General features: G+C 67.0%; 18 protein-coding genes. 9 read left to right on the forward strand and 9 right to left on the reverse strand.

The genetic code is table 11. From position 1 onward, the window contains the following. The first annotated feature begins 143 nt into the window (after window positions 1-143). Entirely contained in the window at window positions 144-539 is a 396-nt protein-coding gene (gene folB / locus ACE3RX_RS20470; protein WP_374486819.1) for a dihydroneopterin aldolase, read from the forward strand. Between the two features lie 142 nt (window positions 540-681). On the opposite strand, the gene ACE3RX_RS20475 is transcribed toward folB, so the two are convergent. Next, complete coding sequence (locus tag ACE3RX_RS20475) at window positions 682-1134, reverse strand: SRPBCC family protein (protein WP_374486820.1); 453 nt, start codon at window positions 1132-1134, stop codon at window positions 682-684. A gap of 154 nt (window positions 1135-1288) precedes the next feature. Between ACE3RX_RS20475 and ACE3RX_RS20480 the strand changes: the two genes are divergently transcribed. Then, window positions 1289-3022 carry a diguanylate cyclase domain-containing protein gene (locus ACE3RX_RS20480; RefSeq protein ID WP_374486821.1) on the forward strand — a complete coding sequence of 578 codons (1734 nt, stop codon included), beginning with the start codon at window positions 1289-1291 and terminating at the stop codon, window positions 3020-3022. 18 nt (window positions 3023-3040) lie between these two features. Here ACE3RX_RS20480 and ACE3RX_RS20485 read toward each other — a convergent pair whose 3' ends face one another. Beyond that, on the reverse strand, window positions 3041-3676 hold the full coding sequence (locus ACE3RX_RS20485) for a MarC family protein (RefSeq protein ID WP_374486822.1): 636 nt from the start codon (window positions 3674-3676) through the stop codon (window positions 3041-3043). Window positions 3677-3798: 122 nt separating this feature from the next. On the opposite strand from ACE3RX_RS20485, the gene ACE3RX_RS20490 reads away from it, so the two are divergent. After that, window positions 3799-4563 (forward strand): metallophosphoesterase family protein, encoded by a 765-nt coding sequence (locus ACE3RX_RS20490; RefSeq protein WP_374486823.1) that lies wholly within the window; start codon window positions 3799-3801, stop codon window positions 4561-4563. Between the two features lie 24 nt (window positions 4564-4587). Here the strand turns inward: ACE3RX_RS20490 and ACE3RX_RS20495 are convergent, their stop codons facing one another. The 6 genes from ACE3RX_RS20495 to ACE3RX_RS20520 form a co-directional block, all read right to left on the reverse strand. Beyond that, window positions 4588-5529 (reverse strand): c-type cytochrome, encoded by a 942-nt coding sequence (locus tag ACE3RX_RS20495; protein WP_374486824.1) that lies wholly within the window; start codon window positions 5527-5529, stop codon window positions 4588-4590. A gap of 52 nt (window positions 5530-5581) precedes the next feature. Then, window positions 5582-6319 (reverse strand): cytochrome c, encoded by a 738-nt coding sequence (locus tag ACE3RX_RS20500; RefSeq protein WP_374486825.1) that lies wholly within the window; start codon window positions 6317-6319, stop codon window positions 5582-5584. Between the two features lie 108 nt (window positions 6320-6427). After that, window positions 6428-8488, reverse strand: coding sequence for a c-type cytochrome (locus ACE3RX_RS20505; RefSeq protein WP_374486826.1), 2061 nt, complete (start codon window positions 8486-8488; stop codon window positions 6428-6430). A gap of 95 nt (window positions 8489-8583) precedes the next feature. Further along, window positions 8584-9219, reverse strand: coding sequence for a response regulator transcription factor (locus ACE3RX_RS20510; protein ID WP_374486827.1), 636 nt, complete (start codon window positions 9217-9219; stop codon window positions 8584-8586). Continuing rightward, entirely contained in the window at window positions 9216-11024 is a 1809-nt protein-coding gene (locus ACE3RX_RS20515; RefSeq protein ID WP_374486828.1) for a PhnD/SsuA/transferrin family substrate-binding protein, read from the reverse strand. The genes ACE3RX_RS20510 and ACE3RX_RS20515 overlap by 4 nt, the downstream gene beginning before the upstream one ends. Before the next feature lie 75 nt (window positions 11025-11099). Next, window positions 11100-11723 carry a hypothetical protein gene (locus ACE3RX_RS20520; RefSeq protein WP_374486829.1) on the reverse strand — a complete coding sequence of 208 codons (624 nt, stop codon included), beginning with the start codon at window positions 11721-11723 and terminating at the stop codon, window positions 11100-11102. A gap of 238 nt (window positions 11724-11961) precedes the next feature. Between ACE3RX_RS20520 and ACE3RX_RS20525 the strand changes: the two genes are divergently transcribed. The 6 genes from ACE3RX_RS20525 to ACE3RX_RS20550 all read left to right on the forward strand — a co-directional run bounded on the left by ACE3RX_RS20525 (window position 11962) and on the right by ACE3RX_RS20550 (window position 16578). Then, complete coding sequence (locus tag ACE3RX_RS20525; RefSeq protein WP_374486830.1) at window positions 11962-12222, forward strand: PepSY domain-containing protein; 261 nt, start codon at window positions 11962-11964, stop codon at window positions 12220-12222. Window positions 12223-12284: 62 nt separating this feature from the next. Next, window positions 12285-12842 (forward strand): cytochrome b/b6 domain-containing protein, encoded by a 558-nt coding sequence (locus ACE3RX_RS20530; RefSeq protein WP_374486831.1) that lies wholly within the window; start codon window positions 12285-12287, stop codon window positions 12840-12842. Then, window positions 12839-13492 (forward strand): response regulator, encoded by a 654-nt coding sequence (locus ACE3RX_RS20535; protein WP_374486832.1) that lies wholly within the window; start codon window positions 12839-12841, stop codon window positions 13490-13492. The genes ACE3RX_RS20530 and ACE3RX_RS20535 overlap by 4 nt, the downstream gene beginning before the upstream one ends. After that, window positions 13489-14805, forward strand: a complete 1317-nt coding sequence (locus ACE3RX_RS20540; protein WP_374486833.1) for an ATP-binding protein — start codon at window positions 13489-13491, stop codon at window positions 14803-14805. Before ACE3RX_RS20535 ends, ACE3RX_RS20540 begins: the two co-directional genes overlap by 4 nt. Window positions 14806-14888: 83 nt before the next feature. Next, window positions 14889-15188 (forward strand): hypothetical protein, encoded by a 300-nt coding sequence (locus ACE3RX_RS20545; RefSeq protein WP_374486834.1) that lies wholly within the window; start codon window positions 14889-14891, stop codon window positions 15186-15188. Window positions 15189-15243: 55 nt separating this feature from the next. Beyond that, window positions 15244-16578 (forward strand): amidohydrolase, encoded by a 1335-nt coding sequence (locus ACE3RX_RS20550; RefSeq protein ID WP_374486835.1) that lies wholly within the window; start codon window positions 15244-15246, stop codon window positions 16576-16578. 35 nt (window positions 16579-16613) lie between these two features. On the opposite strand, the gene ACE3RX_RS20555 is transcribed toward ACE3RX_RS20550, so the two are convergent. Continuing rightward, on the reverse strand, window positions 16614-17738 hold the full coding sequence (locus tag ACE3RX_RS20555) for an FIST signal transduction protein (RefSeq protein WP_374486836.1): 1125 nt from the start codon (window positions 17736-17738) through the stop codon (window positions 16614-16616). Between the last annotated feature and the right edge of the window lie 9 nt (window positions 17739-17747).

Consider the following 17747-nt stretch of genomic DNA (forward strand, 5'->3'; position numbering starts at 1 on the left):
CCGAACGCGCCCTGCGCATGCGCCAGGCCGACGATTTTCAGGAATGGGAAGCACCAACCCTCAAGAATGGCTGACAATGCCGCCCTCGACGCGCCGGATGCGTTTCCGGCGCCGCACCCAACCACCGCCGCCGGAGCTTGCCCATGTCCACCGATGATTGCCTGATCCGCCTCGAAGGCCTCGCCCTCGACGCCTCCATCGGCATCTACGCCCACGAACTCGCCGCCCGCCAGCCGCTGGAGATCGACCTCCTGCTGGCCATCGACGGCACCCTGGCTGCCCGCAGCGACGACATCCGCCACACGGTGGACTACGACCAGGTCGTGGACTGCCTGGAAGAACTCCTCGCCAGCCGCCACTTCAACCTGCTGGAAAACCTCAGCCAGGCCATGCTCGACGCCATCGGCGCGCGCTTCCCGGTGCGCCGCGCCGAAATCACCATCGCCAAGCCGCTGGCGGTGCCCAAGGCCCGCCGGGTGTCGGTGAGCCGCAGCTGTGAATGGAAGCGCGAGACCATCAAGGCGGTCGCCGCCGGCTGACCCACAGCAGCGCAGCGGTGGATTATCCCCGTCCGCCGTGGCCAAGCCTGTGGATAAGATGTGAGGGTTGGCCGCAAACCCCTGAAACAGCGGGATTTTCGGAGACTGCCTAAAAATTAGGCAAGGCTGGCGGCCGCCAGCCTCAGCTGGCGTTGAAGACCAGCATCTCATCAGGCAAGCTCTCCGCCTGCCACTTGAGCCCGCGGGCCTCCATTTCGAGGAAGCGCTGGGTCACATGGCGCATCAGGAAGCCGATCACGCCTCCCAGCAGGCCCTCGTAGACCACGCTCAGATCAACCACGCAGCCCGCCGCGGTGGGCGTCAGCATGTGCTGGGCGACCGCCTTCATGCCCGGGCTGTGGGACTCCCAAACGAAATGCACCCCCGGCTCCAGCGCGGTGACCGTCCACACCGCCGCCGGAAAGCCTGGCTGGGAGAGGCGCACGCTCGACCCGACGGCCAGCGGCAGGGGGGTCAGCGCCTCCACGCTGGACACCGACGCGGTCCATTCCGGCCAACGCGCCACATCGGTCTGGATCTGCCAGACATGCTCCGCCGGGGCCATGATTTCGGTGGATGTCTGAAAGGTGCGCATGGCGCCTCCCAAATGGAAGCTGATGACATAGTAATAGCACCCATCATCAGCCTTGTCACCCTTCCCGCGTCCTTGGACTAGAATGACTTGAAAACACCAAAAACACCGAAAATGCCGCATCGCTGAGAGGCGGCACTCCGGAGGCCGGTCAGACATGCAGGATTGCAACGAAGACAAGCGTCCCCTCGGCAGCCAGTTGAATGCGTTGCGCGGCGTGCTCGATGGCTTGGGGGCATTAATCTTCACGAAGGATCGGCGCGGCGTTTACACCTACGCCAACCAGCGTTTCTGCGAAACCCTGGGCACCTCGCTGGAGGCCATCATCGGGTGCAGCTCGGCCGACTTCTTCGATGCCGACACCGCCCAGCGCCTGCACGACGACGATCAGTCTGTACTCGAAACCGGCCGGCGCATCTCCCGACGGGAACTGCGCCTGAACAAGAACAACAGCGAGCAACGCTGCTATCTGGCCGTGAAGGCGCCGGTCTTCGATGCGGATGGCCATATCTCGGGCCTGTCCGGCGTGCTGATCGACGTCACCGAGCACGCCCGTACCGAGCAACAACTGCGAGAGAGCCGACAAATGCTGATGACCGTACTCGATAACGTGGACGGTTTTGTCTTCATGAAAGGACCTGACCGGCGTTACCGGTACGTCAATCGGGCCTTTGCGGATCTTTTCCTGCGCCCTGCCGAAGAAGTCGTCGGGCAGGACGACAACATGCTGATGTCGACGACGGAAGCCGAGCGCATCCGGGAGATCGACGATCGGGTGTTTGCCACCGGCGTGCCGCTGGCGATCGAGGAGCAATTTACCGACGGGCAGGGCCGGCTGCGCCAGATGTGGGCCAAGAAGCTGCTGCTCCATGGATGCGACGACGCACTGCTCGGCTTCGCCACCGACATCACCGAACTCAAGGCTGCCGAGGAAGAACTGAAGCGTTCCGAAGCCCGTTTCCGGGTGCTCTTCGAAGCCAGCCACGAAGCGCTAGTGGTCTTCGACGAAGAACACCTGATCGACTGCAACCAAAGCACCCTGGAGCTGCTCGGCGTGCCCAGCCGGAAAGCCTTCCGCAGCTTGACCGCCAGCATGCTGGCTCCGCGCTTCCAGCCCTGTGGCGGCGCATCCTCCAAGCTGGCGGCCCGCCACATGGAAGCCGCCCGCAGCAACGGCCATCACCAGCTGGAATGGACCGTAATGCGTCACGACAACCACGCCGAGATACCGGTCGAAGTCACGCTCAGCGCATTGGAGCTGGACGGCCAGCCGGCCCTGCTGGCGACAATCCGCGACCTCACCGAGCGCAAGCGCTACGAAGAGCAGATCCATCAGCTGGCCTACTACGATGCCCTCACCCAGTTGCCCAACCGCCGCCTGTTCTTCGACCGCCTGGCCCAGAGCCTGGCCCGCAGCCAGCGCAGCGGCCGCCACGGGGCGATCATCTACCTCGACCTGGACAACTTCAAACCGCTCAACGACCGCCATGGCCACAAGGCCGGCGACCTGCTGCTGCAGGAAGTCGCCCGCCGCCTGTCCGCCTGCCTGCGCGAAGAGGACACGGTGGCACGCCTCGGCGGTGACGAATTCGCGGTGCTGCTGGCACAGATAGACAACGGCCAGCCGGACGGCCAACGGGACGCCACCCAGCGGCATGCCCTTGATGTGGCCGAACGCATCCGTGACGCGCTGGCCCAACCCTACCTCCTGAGCATGGACAAGGACGGCGTGGCGGCCGAACAGGTCGAACACCACTGCTCGGCCAGCGTTGGCGTGACCCTTTTCCCGCCTTGCGAGGTGGACGGCGAAGCCATGCTCAGGCGGGCCGACGCCGCGATGTACGCCGCCAAGGCCGCCGGCCGCAACCAGATCCGCTTCGCGGAGGACTGAGGCGCCCCAGACGCTCGGTTACGCCCCGCCGAGCAGCGGAAACAGCTGGCGCAGGCCGGTCGCCATCATCTCGATGGCCATCGCCGACAGGATGAAGCCGCTGACCCGTTCCACCACGTTCAGCGTGGCCTGGCGGATCTCCCGCCCGGCGGTGCAGGCAATGCGGAAGCTGAGCCAGCACGACAGCCCGACCAGGACGATCGGCAGCACCACATGGATCAGGTCCAGCCGGCTGTCCCACACGCTGTTGCCCATCACGTAGCTGAAGGCCGCCGGGCCGGCCAGCAGCGGCACTGCCAGCGGCACGATGGACGCCTCGCGGCGTTCCGGCTGGCCGCCGTTGGCCGGCGAGCCCTTGAAGCTAGTCTCCTTGCCGAGCACCATCGCGATCGCCAGCAGCAGCACGATGATCCCGCCGCCGACCTGCATCGCCCCCAGGGACACGCCGAGGAAGCTCAGCAGCGGCAGGCCCAGGAAGGCCGCCACCAACAGTGCCACCGTCACGCTCACCCCGATCGTCCGCGCGAAGCGCAGCCGGGCCGCCAGGTCCAGCCCATCGGTCGCCGACAGGAAGATCGGGATCATCGACACCGGCCCCACCAGCGCAAACAGGGTCACGGTCTTCTTGATGGCGAGGGCGGCGATGGCAAGCATGGGACAGACGGAATAGGGCAATGGCCGATTGTTGCCCGCCCGCCGCCGGCCGACAACCGGGGTTTCCGCCAACGGGCCGGCCACGGCTATGCTTGCTCACCGCAACCGCCGAGCCATCACCGATGAAACTCCAGATCGTCTCCGACCTGCACCTGGGGCTCGCGCCCTGCGAACTGCCCGACACCGGCGCGGACCTGCTGATCCTCGCAGGCGACATCCAACGCCCGCAGGCGGCGCTGCAGTGGGCAATGGCGCTCGAGCGCCCGACAATCTACGTGGCCGGCAACCACGAGTACTACGGCTCGAGCATCCCGGCCACCAACCGGCGGCTGCAGGACCTCAGCCGCGACAGCAAGGTAACGGTGCTCGACTGCAGCGAAAAGCGCATCGGCGACGTACGCATCCTCGGCGCCACACTGTGGAGCGATTTCCGTATCGCCGGCGACGGCACCACCCGCGAGCGGGCCATGCAGGAAGCCGTCCGCTTCAGCCGCGACTTCAGCCGCATCGCCATCGCCGAAGACCGGCCGGACTGCCTGACTCCGCAGCACTGCGCCGCTCTCTTCGAGCGCCACGCCGACTGGCTGGCCCGCCGCCTCGCCGAGCCCTTTGACGGTCATACCGTGGTGGTCACCCACTTCGCACCGTCGCCACGCAGCATCGCTCCGCGCTTCGCGGGCTCGCCGCTCAACGCCTGCTTCGTCTCCCACCTGGAAAACCTGGTCGCCAGCAGCGGCGCCGCCCTGTGGATCCACGGCCACACCCACGACAGTTTCGACTACCGCCTCGGCACCACCCGCGTGCTGGCCAACCCGCGCGGCTACGTGCGCGACGGCATCGCCGAGAACCCGGCGTTTGATCCCGGCCTGACCGTCACGCTGGACTGACGCCGCCAGCGCGGCGCCGATGGCTCACTGCACGCCCTGCCCCAGCTTGCGCCCGTCCACGACCACGCCGTAAAGGTTCACCCCATCGTCCGCGTGGTAGCGCTTGCGGGTCTCGTCGATATCGCCATTCACCAGGCGCGGGTCCTGCGGGCGTTCGTGGGAATTGACGTAGGCGGCCACGTCCCAGGCTTCCTGGTCGCTCAAGGTCCGGCCGCGGCCCAGCGGCATGTTGTGCTGGATGAAGCCGGCGGCGGTGTTGATACGGTGCATGCCCGCCCCCCAGTTATAGGAATCCTTGCCCCACAGGGGCGGGAAGACCGAGGTGGCGCCAACCTTCTTGCCGGCGCCATCGTCGCCATGGCACAACGCGCACTGCTTGTCATACACCACCTTGCCGCGGGCGATGTCGTAACCGCCCTTCGGCGGTGGCGGCTCGTCAAAACCGCGCCCCGGCTGCGCCTTGCCGATGGGCACGCCGCTGGACATCCAGTAGGCGTAGGCAGTGAGGGCCGTCATCACCTCGCTGTCCGCCGCTGGCGGCTTGCCGTTCATGCTGAACTGGAAGCAGCCTTGCATGCGCTCGACGAAGCTGTTCACCTTGTTGTTCTTCTTCCGGTAGGCCGGATACATCGTATACGCCGCCCACAGGGGCGCCGAGTTGGCCTTGCGGCCCCGGTCGATGTGGCAATTGACGCAGTTCATCTCGTTGCCCACGTACTGGGGCGCGAGGGCCTTGGTGTTCATGAACAGGTCCTGGCCACGGCGCACCAGCTCGCCGAAGGCGTTGTGCGGAATGTCGGCCTCGGCCGGCGGCTGGAAATAGGTCTGGCCTGTCGGACGGGCAGGCGCCTTGGGAAGCTGGGTCTGGTCGTCCAGGCGGGGATTGCGGGCGGCATCGGCCGCCAGCGCAGAGGTGGTCAACAGGGGCAGGAGCACGACGCTCAGGCAGCGGAGGGTCATCTTCATGGGGGCGGTTCCTTGATCGGTCACGGGGCGGGGCACGGGTAGCGACGACGGCTCAGCGCAGACGGTGCTGGCTCTCATCGAAGGGCTCCGTGGATTCGCCCAGGCCGGCGAAGTAGGCCGCGACAGCCTTGATCTCGGCTTCGCTGAGGTCCGCGGCGATGTGCCGCATCAGACCGTTGGGATCGTTGCTGCGGGTCGGCGCGACAGCCGCCACCGCTTTCACTTTCTTGCCGGCGGGCTGGGCCGGAGTGCCCCGCCAGGCGCGTAGCTGGGCCTCGATGTACTCCGCCGACTGGCCAGCCAGCGGCGGGAAGGCGTCGCCGACACCAACGCCGGACGGGCCGTGGCACAAGGTGCATTCCGGGATGTGGCGGTCCCAGGCACCGCGCAGGGCCAGCCAGGCCCCGCTGCCTTCCTTGGGCCGCTCCACCGGCCCGGCCTTGACGTTGACCTTAGGCTTGGCCGCATAGGCCTTGGCCACCGCGGCCACCTCGGCATCGCCGAGAGCCTGGGCGATGGGCTGCATCAGCGGATTCTCGCGGCGACCGGCCTTGAAGTCGGCCAGCTGCTTGGCGATGTAGGCCTCGGGCAGGCCGGCCAGGCGCGGAAAGCCGCCGGCGGCCATGCCCTTGCCGTCGGCGCCATGGCAGCTCATGCAGGGCATGGCCGCCGGGTTGGCGCCGCCCTGCTGGATGATGGCCTCGCCATCAGCCGCCCCGGCCTGCAGCGGCAGGGCCAGCAGGGATGCGGACAGGCAGAAGGCAAGGGGTCTCGTGGGGGATAGGGACATGGGATGACTCCTGGATTCGGGTGATCTCTCGTTGTCGGACCGCCCCGAAAGGGCGGAAAAAAGGCCGCCCCGCGCGGGAGCGGCCCGGTTGCCCCGGAAGGGGCGGGTTCAGTAGCGGGCGTCGGCCGGCTTCTTGTCCTTCGGCCAGTCCTTCACCTTGTCGGGGAAGTCGGGGCGCGGCTGGTGGCTGAAGTACTCGGCCACGTCCACCGCCTCCTGGTCGGACAGGCCGCCCTGGCCGAGGGGGAACTTGCCGTGGAAGCCGATCGGCATGTTGCGTTTGACGAAGGCCGCCGCGGTGTAGGTGCGGGCCATGCCGGCGCCGATGTTGAAGGACGCGTCACCCCACAGCGGCGGATAGACGTAGCGGCCGTCCGCCTGCTTGATGCCTTCGCCATCCTGGCCGTGGCAGACCGCGCATTGCTCGGCATAGACCTTCTTGCCGTTTTCCGGATTGGGCTGGATCTTCGGGTCGATCTTGCCGACGCCGCGCCCTGGTACCTTGTCTCCAGGCTTGGTCTCGCGCTTCATCCAGTCGAAGTAGGCGACCATCGCCTTCATGTCGGCGGAGTCCGGCGGCAGCGGCTTTCCGTTCATGGAGCGTTTGAAGCAACCGTTGATACGGTCTTCCAGCGTGATCACCTTCCCTGCCCGCGGCGCATAGCTCGGAAAGAAGGCGGACACGCCGACGAAGGGCGAGCCGTCGGCCACCGTACCGGCGTTGAGGTGGCAGCTCGTGCAGTTGAGGGCATTGCCGACGTGTTGCGGCAGCAGGTCGCGGGTTTCCAGGTGCAGGCGCATGCCGCGCACCAACTGCTGGGCATTGGCGACGCCCAGCATGTCGGCCAGGCGCGGCGTCTCGAAGGCGCTCATATCGGTCTTCGGGTCCAGCGCGGCGCGCATCTTGTTCACCTGCGCTGCGCTCACCGGCGCACCGCCACGGCCCCAGCTGTCGCGCACGAAGGTCAGGATCTCGGCCAGTTCGGCATCCTTCAGGCGCGCGAAGCCGGGCATCGCGAAGACCCGCGGGTGGGCCGCCGTCTGCACCGTGTGGCCACCGGTCAGCACGATGTGCATCAGGCTGGCCGGATCCTTGGCGGCGATCGCCGGATTGCCGGCCAGCGGCGGGAAGACCTTGGGCACGCCGCTGCCGTCCTGGCGGTGGCAATCGACGCAGAACTGCACATAGCCCAGGCCACCGCGGCTGCTGTACAGCTTGTCCGGCGCGGCGCCGGCCACCACCTTGCGCGGCGTGGCCGGCGCGGGCAGTTCGCCCTCGCCCGGTGGCAGGGCCTTCAGATAGGTGGCGATGGCCCGCAGATCCTCGTCCTTCAGGTGCTGGGTGCTGTGCAGGATGACGTCGGCCATGTTGCCGGACGCCGCGGCGAAGCGGTTCTGCCCGGTCTTCAGGAACAGCGCGGTGTCGTCCACCGTCCACAGCCCGCGCAGGCTGAGGGCCCGCCAGTGCTCCACGGTTTCTCCGGCGAGGAAATGGCGCCCCTTCGCGCCCGCGTCGCCCATCGCCTTTTCCTGGAAGGCGATACCCCGCGGCGTGTGGCAGGCGCCGCAGTGCCCGAGGCCCTGGACCAGATAGGCGCCGCGGTTCCACACCGCATCCTTCTGCGGATCGGCCTTGAAGGGCGTGCTGTCGAGGAAGGCCCAGTTCCACAGGGACAGGCCCCAGCGCATGTTGAAGGGCCAGCTCATGTCTGAGGGCTTGTTGGCCTGCTTGACCGGTGCCAGGCCCTGCATCAGGTAGGCGTAGAGAGCCTGCATGTCGTCCGCCGCGATCTTGGCGTAGGACGGGTAGGGCATGGCCGGGTAGAGGTTGTGGCCGTCCGCTGCGACGCCCTTGCGCATGGCCCGGTCGAACTGCTCGAAACTGTATCTGCCGATACCGGTATCCCGGTCCGGCGTGATGTTGGTGGAGTAGAGCTTGCCGAAGGGCGTTTCCAGCGCCCGGCCACCGGCCATCGGCGCGCCCTTGTCGGCCGTGTGGCAGGCCACGCAATCGCCGGCCTGGGCCAGGTAGCGACCGCGCTCAATGGTCTGGGCATCCGCGGCAGCGGCCTGGGCAAGCCCGGTGGTCGACACAAAAAAGGCCGCGCCCATCAGGACGAGGCCGCTGGACGACCGGCGTATCTGCCGGCCCATGGCACTGCTCAACATGACGTTCTCCCTACTGCTTGTTTTGGGTACAAGTCTAGGGAGACGCCCCGGATGCCACTATCCGGACATCGGGTTAACGCAATAACCGAAACCGTCTAGTCGAGGCCCCGGGGATCGGCGCGCAGGATCAGCCGGGCGAGGTCGGCGGCGCTGCCGGTGGCGGTCTTTTCCATCACGTGCTGGCGGTGCACATGCACGGTGTTGTCGCTGATGCCGAGCAGTCGGGCCACTTCCTTGTTGGCCAGGCCGAGGGCGAGCAGGCGGGCCACTTCACGCTCCCGCGCCGACAGGCGGGCCAGGATGTCCTGGGCCTCGCCCTGGCGACGCTGGCTGGCGTGGCGTTCCAGGCTCACCTGCACGGCCCGCTCCACGGCGTCGAGGAAGAGCTGGTCCTTGAATGGCTTCTGCAGGAAGTCGAGGGCGCCGTCCTTCATGGCCTGCACCGCCAGCTCCACGTCGCCGTGGCCGGTCATAAAGATCACCGGAAAGGATGAGCCGGCGGCCTGCAGACGACGCTGCAGTTCCAGGCCGCTGACCCGCGGCATGCGGATGTCGAGGACGATGCAGCCGCCGCCGGGCGGAAAGGCCGGCGCCGCGGCGAGGAAGGCCTCGGCGGACTCATGCCCCACCGCCTGCCAGCCCACCGATTCGAGCAGGAACAACAGCGAGCGGCGGAACGGGGCTTCGTCGTCCACCACGTGGATCACGGGCATGTCGGGGGAGCTTGTCATGAAGGGTCTCGGGAATCGGCCGCCGCCCCATCAGCCAAGGGCAGCGTGAAACGGAAGACCAGGCCGGGGCCGGGCTCAGCCGCAGCGACGGTGATGTCGCCACCGTGGGCCTCGACGATGGTCTTGCAGATGGACAAACCCAGGCCCAGACCGTCGGGCTTGGTCGTGAAGAAGGCTTCGAACAGGCGCTCGCGTTCGTCGGACGGCAGGCCGGCGCCGTGGTCGCGCACCTCAACGGCACAGCGCTCGCCGTCCCGCGCAAGGAACACCTCAATGGGCGCGTCGCAGCCGGCCGCCTGTTGCGCATCCCAGGCGTTCTTGAAGAGATTGAGCAGCACCTGCTGCACTTGCAGCGGGTCCACCCACACCTTCAATCCGGCCGTCTCGGCATCCTGGCGGAGCGCCACCGCCGGCACGCCCGGCAGCATGCCGGCAAAGAGCCGGCCGGCCTCACGGACCAGACTGGCCGGATCGTGGGCTTCCCGCACCCGGTCGCGCTTGCGCGCAAAGGCACGGATACCACCGAGGATGCCGGCCGCCCGTTCCGATTCACTGGCGATCTCCTCCGCCGCCTGGCGCAGCGCGGCCGGCGCCAGCGTACCGCTGTCCTGCCGGCGCAGCAGGCTGCGCGCGTAGTTGCCGATGGCCGCCAGCGGCTGGTTGAGTTCGTGGGCCAGCGTGCCGGACAGCTCGCCGAGGATGGACAGGCGCGACAGGTGGTCCATCTGCTGCTGGCCCTCGCGGAGCTGCGCCTCCAGGCGTTGTCGCTCGTCCATCGCGGCGGTCAGCTCCCGCGTGCGCCGCTGCACCAGATGCTCCACGTGCAGCGTGTAGGCACCCCACGCCAGCAACATCAGCACCAGGCCACTCACCCACGGCCAGTAACGCTCCCACAGGGACGGCCAGGCGGTTTCGCGCAGGAAGGCATAGGGGCCGATCTGCAAATCCTGCAACAGCTCATGCACCGGGTGGTAGTCCGCCGGCACACTCCAGGACTGGCCGGCCGCGTCCGGCGACAGGGACAGCAGCGCCACCAGCACGTCCCGCGACAGGGCCGGCGGCGCACCCGGCGCGGCGGCGAAGGCCCAGCCCGGGTAGAGCGGCGCCGACACCCGGCAGCGCCGCACGTCGGCCCGCGGCGACAACACCCGCAACTGCCCGGGCCGCAGGGTGCCGTCCTGCTCCAGGCGCTCCAGCAGGCAGGCGCGCAGCACCCCCGCGTCGGCATCGCCGTTGAGCACCGCCTCCACCACCCGCGACATCGGAAAATCGGTAAACACCGGGCGCGGCTGCCCCTGCTCCGGGTTCAGCCCGATGCGGCGCAGCTCGGCCCAGGCCACCTGATAGCCGCCGAAGGCATCCTGCGACACCGCCGCCAGGGTTCGTCCCTTCAGGTCGGCCAGTGCCCGGATATCCCGGCGCTCGTCCAGCACCACCACCGCAGAACCCACCACGTGGGCCGGATCGGTGGACGCATCGGCCACCAGCGTGGCGATCCGGCTGACCCCGCTCTCTGCCTCCAGAAAGACGTAATGCCCCGGGTTGGTGACGACGAAATCCAGTTCCCCGGCCTGAAGCGCAGCCGCCATGCCGTCCAGGTCGAAATGGCGCAACACCAGGTCGCGCCCCGGCAGCTTGTCCTCCAACTGGTCCATCAGCGCCGACCAACGTACCTGCGCCTCCTCCGACCCCTGCCAGGCCAGCACCCCGATCCGCACCTGCCGCGGCGGCTCGGCGGACCACGCGGCCAACGCGAACAGGACCATCAGCAACAGGGCGACAAGGGAACGGAACGAGGACTTCATGGGCGGAAGTGTCCGCCGGATGAGGGGAGCGGGACAAGCCTGCCCCCCGCTGTTCTGCCCGCTTACGCGAACAGATCAGCCCACTACCAGATCCGCCGCCTGCAGCAGCCCGGCATTCGCAATGCCGACCAGGTCGATCTGACCATCAGGGCTGACAAAGTCCGTACGCGTCTCGCCACTGGCGATCTCGGTCCACAGGGCGTCACCGTCGTCGTCGCGGAAGACGCTGAACTCGATCTTCCCGCTGCGGCCGATCTCGGTCTTGAGGATGAGCGTATCGGCGCCCACCTCCACCACGTCGACGCGCTCGTTGGCGTCGAGGCGGTCGCTCTTCCAGCCACCGCGCCCCAGCTTCAAGGCGCCCGTGACGGCATCACCTGCCATGACCAGATCGCCGCTGGCGGCGCTGCCATCGGCCAGCGCGAACTTGTAGGTTTCCAGGGAGCGCAGGCTTGCACCCGTCACCACCTCGAGCTCAAAGCTCTTCTGGAACAGGCCGTCCTGGTTCACGTCCGTGTAAGTGCTGATCTCGACTTTGCCAAACTCGGTCTCGGTGCGGGTCACGTTGACGCCGTCGAAGGACCAGGTTTCGTTGCTCTTCATGCGCTCCTGCTGCATGCGGCCATGCTCCTGCTCGTAAACCGCCGTCACGCTGCCGCCGTTGGTCACGAACTGATAGCCCTTGGATGAACTGCTCATACTTCTGACTCCTTCAAGGATGGATCCCTCGGATTGGGATCGTTGAGGGGAGTCTAGAAAGCCCAGCTGAAGCCTCGCTGAAGCACCGGGAAGGCTGAGGCCCGTCATGGGCCAGTTGGGCCGACCCACCGCCGGAAATCTGAACGGCCTTCAGATTGCCTTCAGTTTGCTCCTGTTAAATGGTCATCACGTTCCCGGCCGGAACCGGAACCCCGTACAACACCAATCAGGAGTCATCATGAAGCGCATTCTCCTCACCCTCGCCGCCACCATCGCTACCACCACGGTCTTCGCCGGCCCCAGCTGCCATGTTCCCGAGGACAAGTGGATGAAGGAGGCCGACTTCAAGGCAAGAATCGAAGCCCAGGGCTACCGGATCAAGACCTTCAAGGTCTCCAAGGGCCAGTGCTACGAGATCTACGGCTTCGACAAGAACGGCAAGAAGGTGGAAATCTATTTCGATCCGGCCACTGGCGCCGAACTCGAACGCAAGTCCTGAAGCCCCATCGGCCGGTGGCGGCATGTCCAGCCAGCGGCCATCGACACAACCGGAGACATGCCATGCAATCAGGCACCCCTGCTCTTCCCATCCGCGTCTGGGATCCTTTCGTGCGCATCTTCCACTGGAGCCTGGTGAGCTGCGTGCTGATCAACTACTTCCTCATCGACGACGGCGAGACACTGCACCAGTGGCTCGGCTACATCGCCTGCGGCCTGGTCGCGGCGCGGATCGGGTGGGGCTTCGTGGGCTCCGAACATGCCCGCTTCGCCAGCTTCTTCCCCACGCCGGAACGGCTGCGCGCCCATCTGACGGCGATGCGTGCGGGCCAGCCCGAATTCCACCCCGGCCATAATCCGCTCGGCGCCATCATGATGCTCACCCTGATGGCCCTGGTCCTGGCGCTCGGCCTCAGCGGTTTCTTCCAGACCACCGACCTGTTCTGGGGCGAGGAATGGCTCGAGGAACTCCACGAAATGCTGGCCTCGACCCTGATCGGCCTGGCCGCACTGCATGCGGCAGCGGCCATCATCATGGGCCGGCTGGAAGGCGTGAATCTCGTCGGCGCCATGATCACGGGCATCAAGCGCCCACTCAACACCGGCGCGAAGCGGCGATGAGGGTGCTGCTCCTAGAAGACGACGCCATTCTCGGCGAAGCGTTGCGCGACTTCCTGCGCAGCGAAGGACACGTCGTCGACTGGCTGCGCAACCTGGCAGGCGCCCGCGCCGTCGAGCGCGAGCCCTTCGATCTCCTGCTGGTCGACTGGAATCTTCCCGACGGTCTTGGCGTGAGCTGGCTCGCCGCCATGCGTACGAACGGTCGCAGTACGCCGGCCATCATATTGACCGCCCGCGACCGCCTCACCGACCGCATCGAAGGACTGGACAGCGGCGCCGATGACTACCTGGTCAAGCCCTTCGCCCCCGAAGAGCTCTCGGCCCGCATCCGCGCCCTGACCCGGCGCCTGAACGGCGAGGCGTCCCGGCAGCTGTGCTTCGGCGAGGTCAGGATCGACCTGACCCGTCATGAGGCGCACAGCGCAGGGGCACTGGTGACACTCACCGCGCGGGAGTGGGCGGTGCTCGAAGCGCTCGCCCTGCGCGCGGGACGCATCGTTTCCAAGGCCGACCTCGACGCGCTGGTCAACGGCTTCGACGGGGAAAGCAGCAGCAACACCCTGGAAGTCCATGTGAGCCGCCTGCGCCGCAAGCTGTCGCCCGCCCTCATCGAGACGGTACGCGGGCTGGGCTACCGCATTCCCGCATGAAGCTCACCTCGCTGCAGAATCGCCTGTCACGCAGCCTGCTCGCCGGCTGGCTGGTGTGGTCGCTCGCCATCCTCGGTTCCCTGTGGTGGGTCATCGATCATGAAATCGAAGAGCTGCTCGACGAGACCCTCGTCGAGTCGGCGGAGATCATCGCCGGCTTGCTGGCCTACGATGCGGCGGCGCTCAGGCTCGACGACAGCGACACGCGCGCCCTGCCGGCCGCCGAGCATAGCGAGCGGCTCATCTGGCAGATCACCAATACGGCTGGACGCATTGCCTTGCGCTCCCATCGCGCACCGGACAAGCCCCTCGCTTCACCAACCACCTCCGGCCTGAGCTACGACGCCTCCCACAGCTGGCGGGTATTCTCCCTGCGCCTGCCGGGCGCACCGGACCTGGTATTGCACGTGGGGCAGGAAGCGACCGAACGGGAGGAGGCGGCCGTCGAGGCGGCCCGCTACGCGGCGGCAACCGCGTTGTGCATCGGCATTCTGGTCATGCTGTGGACGCGGCTCAGGCTGCGCCGCGAGCTGGCCCCGCTGGACGCGTTCTCGGCCGCCATCCGCGACTATGACCCGCTGGCCCGCGACTCTCCTCTCCCCCCTGCCAGCCATGCGGAACTGCAGCCGGTCCGCGATGCGATCGAGGGCCTGGCCACCCGCCTCGCACAGCGCGTGGAGAACGAACGCGCCTTCTCCGCGCATGCCGCCCATGCGCTGCGCACGCCCCTGGCCGGGCTGGATGCGCAGCTGGCCGTCGCCCAGCGGGAAGCCCCCGCCATCATCCAGCCCCGGCTGGCGCAGGCGCGGCAGGCAGCAGGCAGACTTCAGCGCGTCGTGACGGCGCTGCTGGCCTTGTTCCGTAGCGGCTCGGATCTGCACCCACAGCGCTTCCGGATGAGTGACCTGGCGGCAAGCCTGGGATTCAGCGGCCTGCAGCTTCAGGTAGAAGGGGCCGAATGGCTGGATGGCGATCCGGACCTGATCGCCGCCGCGCTCATGAACCTGATCGACAACTCCGCACGGCATCACGCCACCATCGTCCGCCTGCACGTCGCCGACTCGCCGGAGGCGGCGATCACGATCGCGGATGACGGCAGCGGCATCGAACCCGGGCACATTAGCCGTCTGAACCAGGCCCTGGCCACGCGGGACTACGCCGGACATACCGGCCTCGGCTTGATGCTGGCCGACATGGTGGCTCGCATCCATGGCGGGCGGCTCGAGATCCTGACACCAGACGCAGGCTGCTCGATCACTCTGCACCTCGGACCACCTGCCAATAGAGCACCCGTGCCAGCCGCTGGTCTATAACGAGAAAATGACCATCCGCAGAAAGGAGTTTCACCTGAGGCAGCCCATCAACCTGCCGTTCACCTCAACATGGGAGCACATCCATGAAGATCACAGCCAATCTCGCGCTGGCGGCACTGTGCATTCTGCCCGCCACCGCAATTGCCCAAGGGCACGCCGGAAAACATGAACCGGCAATGGTCGGCCATTCAGCGGCCGAGGCGGTTGAACACAAAGGCAAGGCCGATCACGCCGACCGCAAGGATTCACCCTGCGCCCACGAGGAACGGGCCCGCACGAAAGCCGCGGCCGAAAAAGCCTCCGACGCACCACGTGAAACCGCGTCCATCATTTACCCACCCGGTTTCGCCACCGGCCCCAGCAGCAACGACAATGTGGAATGACTGAAGCAGCACAGGGCAGCAAACAGCGCTCACGTGAATCCGGCGGAGAACAAGAATGAACGAGAAGCAATGCCTGTCCCTGCTCTGCAGCTCAATGCTGATGATGAGCGTGGGAATCAGTACTGCCCGCGCCGCAGATGGTGCCGCCCTGGAAAGCGAAGTACGTACGCGGGCGGCGGCGGTCGAGACCCAGCTCATCACCTGGCGCCGCGACATCCACCAGCACCCGGAACTCGGCGACCAGGAAGTGCGTACGGCCAAGCTGGTCGCCAATCATCTGCGCAGCCTCGGCATCGAGGTGCAGACCGGCGTCGCCCGGCATGGCGTGGTGGGGATTCTGCGCGGGGCTCAGCCCGGCCCGGTGGTCGCCTTGCGGGCCGACATGGATGCCCTTCCGGTCAAGGAGCCGGCCGGCCTGCCATTTGCCTCCACGGCCAAGGGCAACTACCAAGGTAACGAGGTCTCGGTGATGCATGCCTGCGGCCATGACGCCCACACCGCGATGCTGATGGCAAGCGCCTCGGTGCTGGCCGGCATGAAGTCGCAGCTGCCGGGTACGGTCATGTTCATTTTCCAGCCCGCCGAAGAGGGGCCGAGCCTGTTCATGCCTGGCCCGGGCAAGACCTGGGGGGCGCGCATGATGCTGGAAGAAGGCCTGTTCAAGCGCCTCAAGCCCGCCGCCGTGTTCGGCCTCCACGTGATGCCCGGCCGTTCCGGCGAGATCACCTGGCGCGTGGGTTCGACCACGGCCAGCAGCGACACGCTCAACATCACCGTCAAGGGCAAGCAAGGTCACGGCGGCATGCCGTGGTTCACCGTCGATCCGGTGGCAACCTCGGCCTTGATGATCAGCGGCCTGCAGACCGTCGTCAGCCGCAAGGCCAACCTCACGGTGTCGCCGGCTGTCGTGACGATCGGCTCCATTCACGGCGGCACGGGCCCCAACATCGTGCCCGAAAGCGTGGAAATGAGCGGCACCATCCGCACTTACGACAAGCAGGTGCGCAAACAGGTCGGCGAGGACATCCGGCTGAGCGCCGAAAAAATCGCCGAGAGCAGCGGCGCCCACGCCGACGTGAGCATCGTCCCGATGTACGACGAAACCGTGAACGATGAAGCGCTGGCGCAGCAGATGGCCCCGGTGCTGAAACGCGCCACCGACGGAAAGGTGGGCACCGCGGCCCTGCCGGGGGCCGCGGAGGACTTTTCGTTCTACGCCAAGCAGACGCCGGCGCTGTTCGTGTTTCTCGGCATCACGCCGGAAGGACAAGATCCGGCCAAGGCCGCCCCCAACCACAATCCCCAGTTCTTCGTGGACGAGAAGGCGCTGGTGGTCGGTACGCGGGCAATGGCCTCGATGGCGGTGAACTTTCTGTCCCGGCAGCGGTGACACGCATCCGTCGATGCGGCCCCCTTACGCGACGTTCAGAAGCACACCAGCGCCGCGTTGTGGAAATCGGGAATACCGATGTCTTCGAAGGAGGAGATCTCGCCGAGAGACAGGGCGCCGACCAGCCGGGACGCGCCACTGCGACGGCGTAGCTGGCGCAGTTCCTTCAAGGCGTCGCCCTGCAGGTGCAGGCGGCGGCCGGCACAGTAGAAGGTGACCAGCGCGTCGCGGGACGAGTCCACGTCGCAGCCGAGGGCGTTGGCAATGGCGGTGACGCAGCGGCTCGTCTCCAGCCCCGGCGCCTGGAGCACGCTGAGGATGGAACAGGGCGGGATCTCGCCGACGCAGATGATGGAACCGTCTTCCTCGAAGCCGACCGGAATGCGCACCACCACGTTGGCGGCCATCACCAGCCCGAAGGGGTAATGCACCGCGTAGTCGTAGAAGTTGTCGTGGGTGAGGGTCACGCCGTATTCGGCCTGGATCAACTCCCGATACACCTCCATCGCCGGGCGCTGGTTGATCAGCTTGATCTTGTTGCCCTGCGTTGAGGTGGCCTGCATCAGGCTGCGAGCCACCGGGTATTCGTGTTTGACGACGGTCTTGAGGGCCGGCACCAGCAGCCCGGCCACGCCGTTGTCCACCAGCCGCTCTTGGTCAAACAGGCAGGGCATGCGCTGGAAGGTTTCACTGCCGGCATTGACACCGGCGTACTCCACGCCGTCCTGCAACTCGCCGTAGAGGCCGAGCAGGATCGAACCGATGGTGGGCACGGTGGCGTCGAAGATCAGGAACAGGGTGTCGTCCTGCACGTCGTCGCGCCGGACCTGGCGGACCGCCTCGACAATCCGCGCGCTGGCGGCTTGGACATCGCCGTCGAGTCCGTCGACCAGGAAGGCCGGCGGCATCGGGTCGAGGCCGATCAACCAGGCGCCATGGGGCACGAATTCGTCATTGACAATCAGGGCCGGGAAGAGCGCACCGACCAGCGGCACCGCGGCCTCGCGGAACACGGCCTGGAGGGCCTGGACCTGCGCTTTCTCCGCTTCGGGCAGGAGCAGCAGCACGCCAAGCTCGGGGTGGTCGTGCCGCCAGCGGGCGATAATCTCCGCCACTGCGGCGGGGCGGGCATCCGTGTACGCGAAAAGTCGATTGGGCATGAGTGGATT

This window comes from Zoogloea sp. (assembly GCF_041914405.1).
Classification (GTDB): Bacteria; Pseudomonadota; Gammaproteobacteria; order Burkholderiales; family Rhodocyclaceae; genus Zoogloea.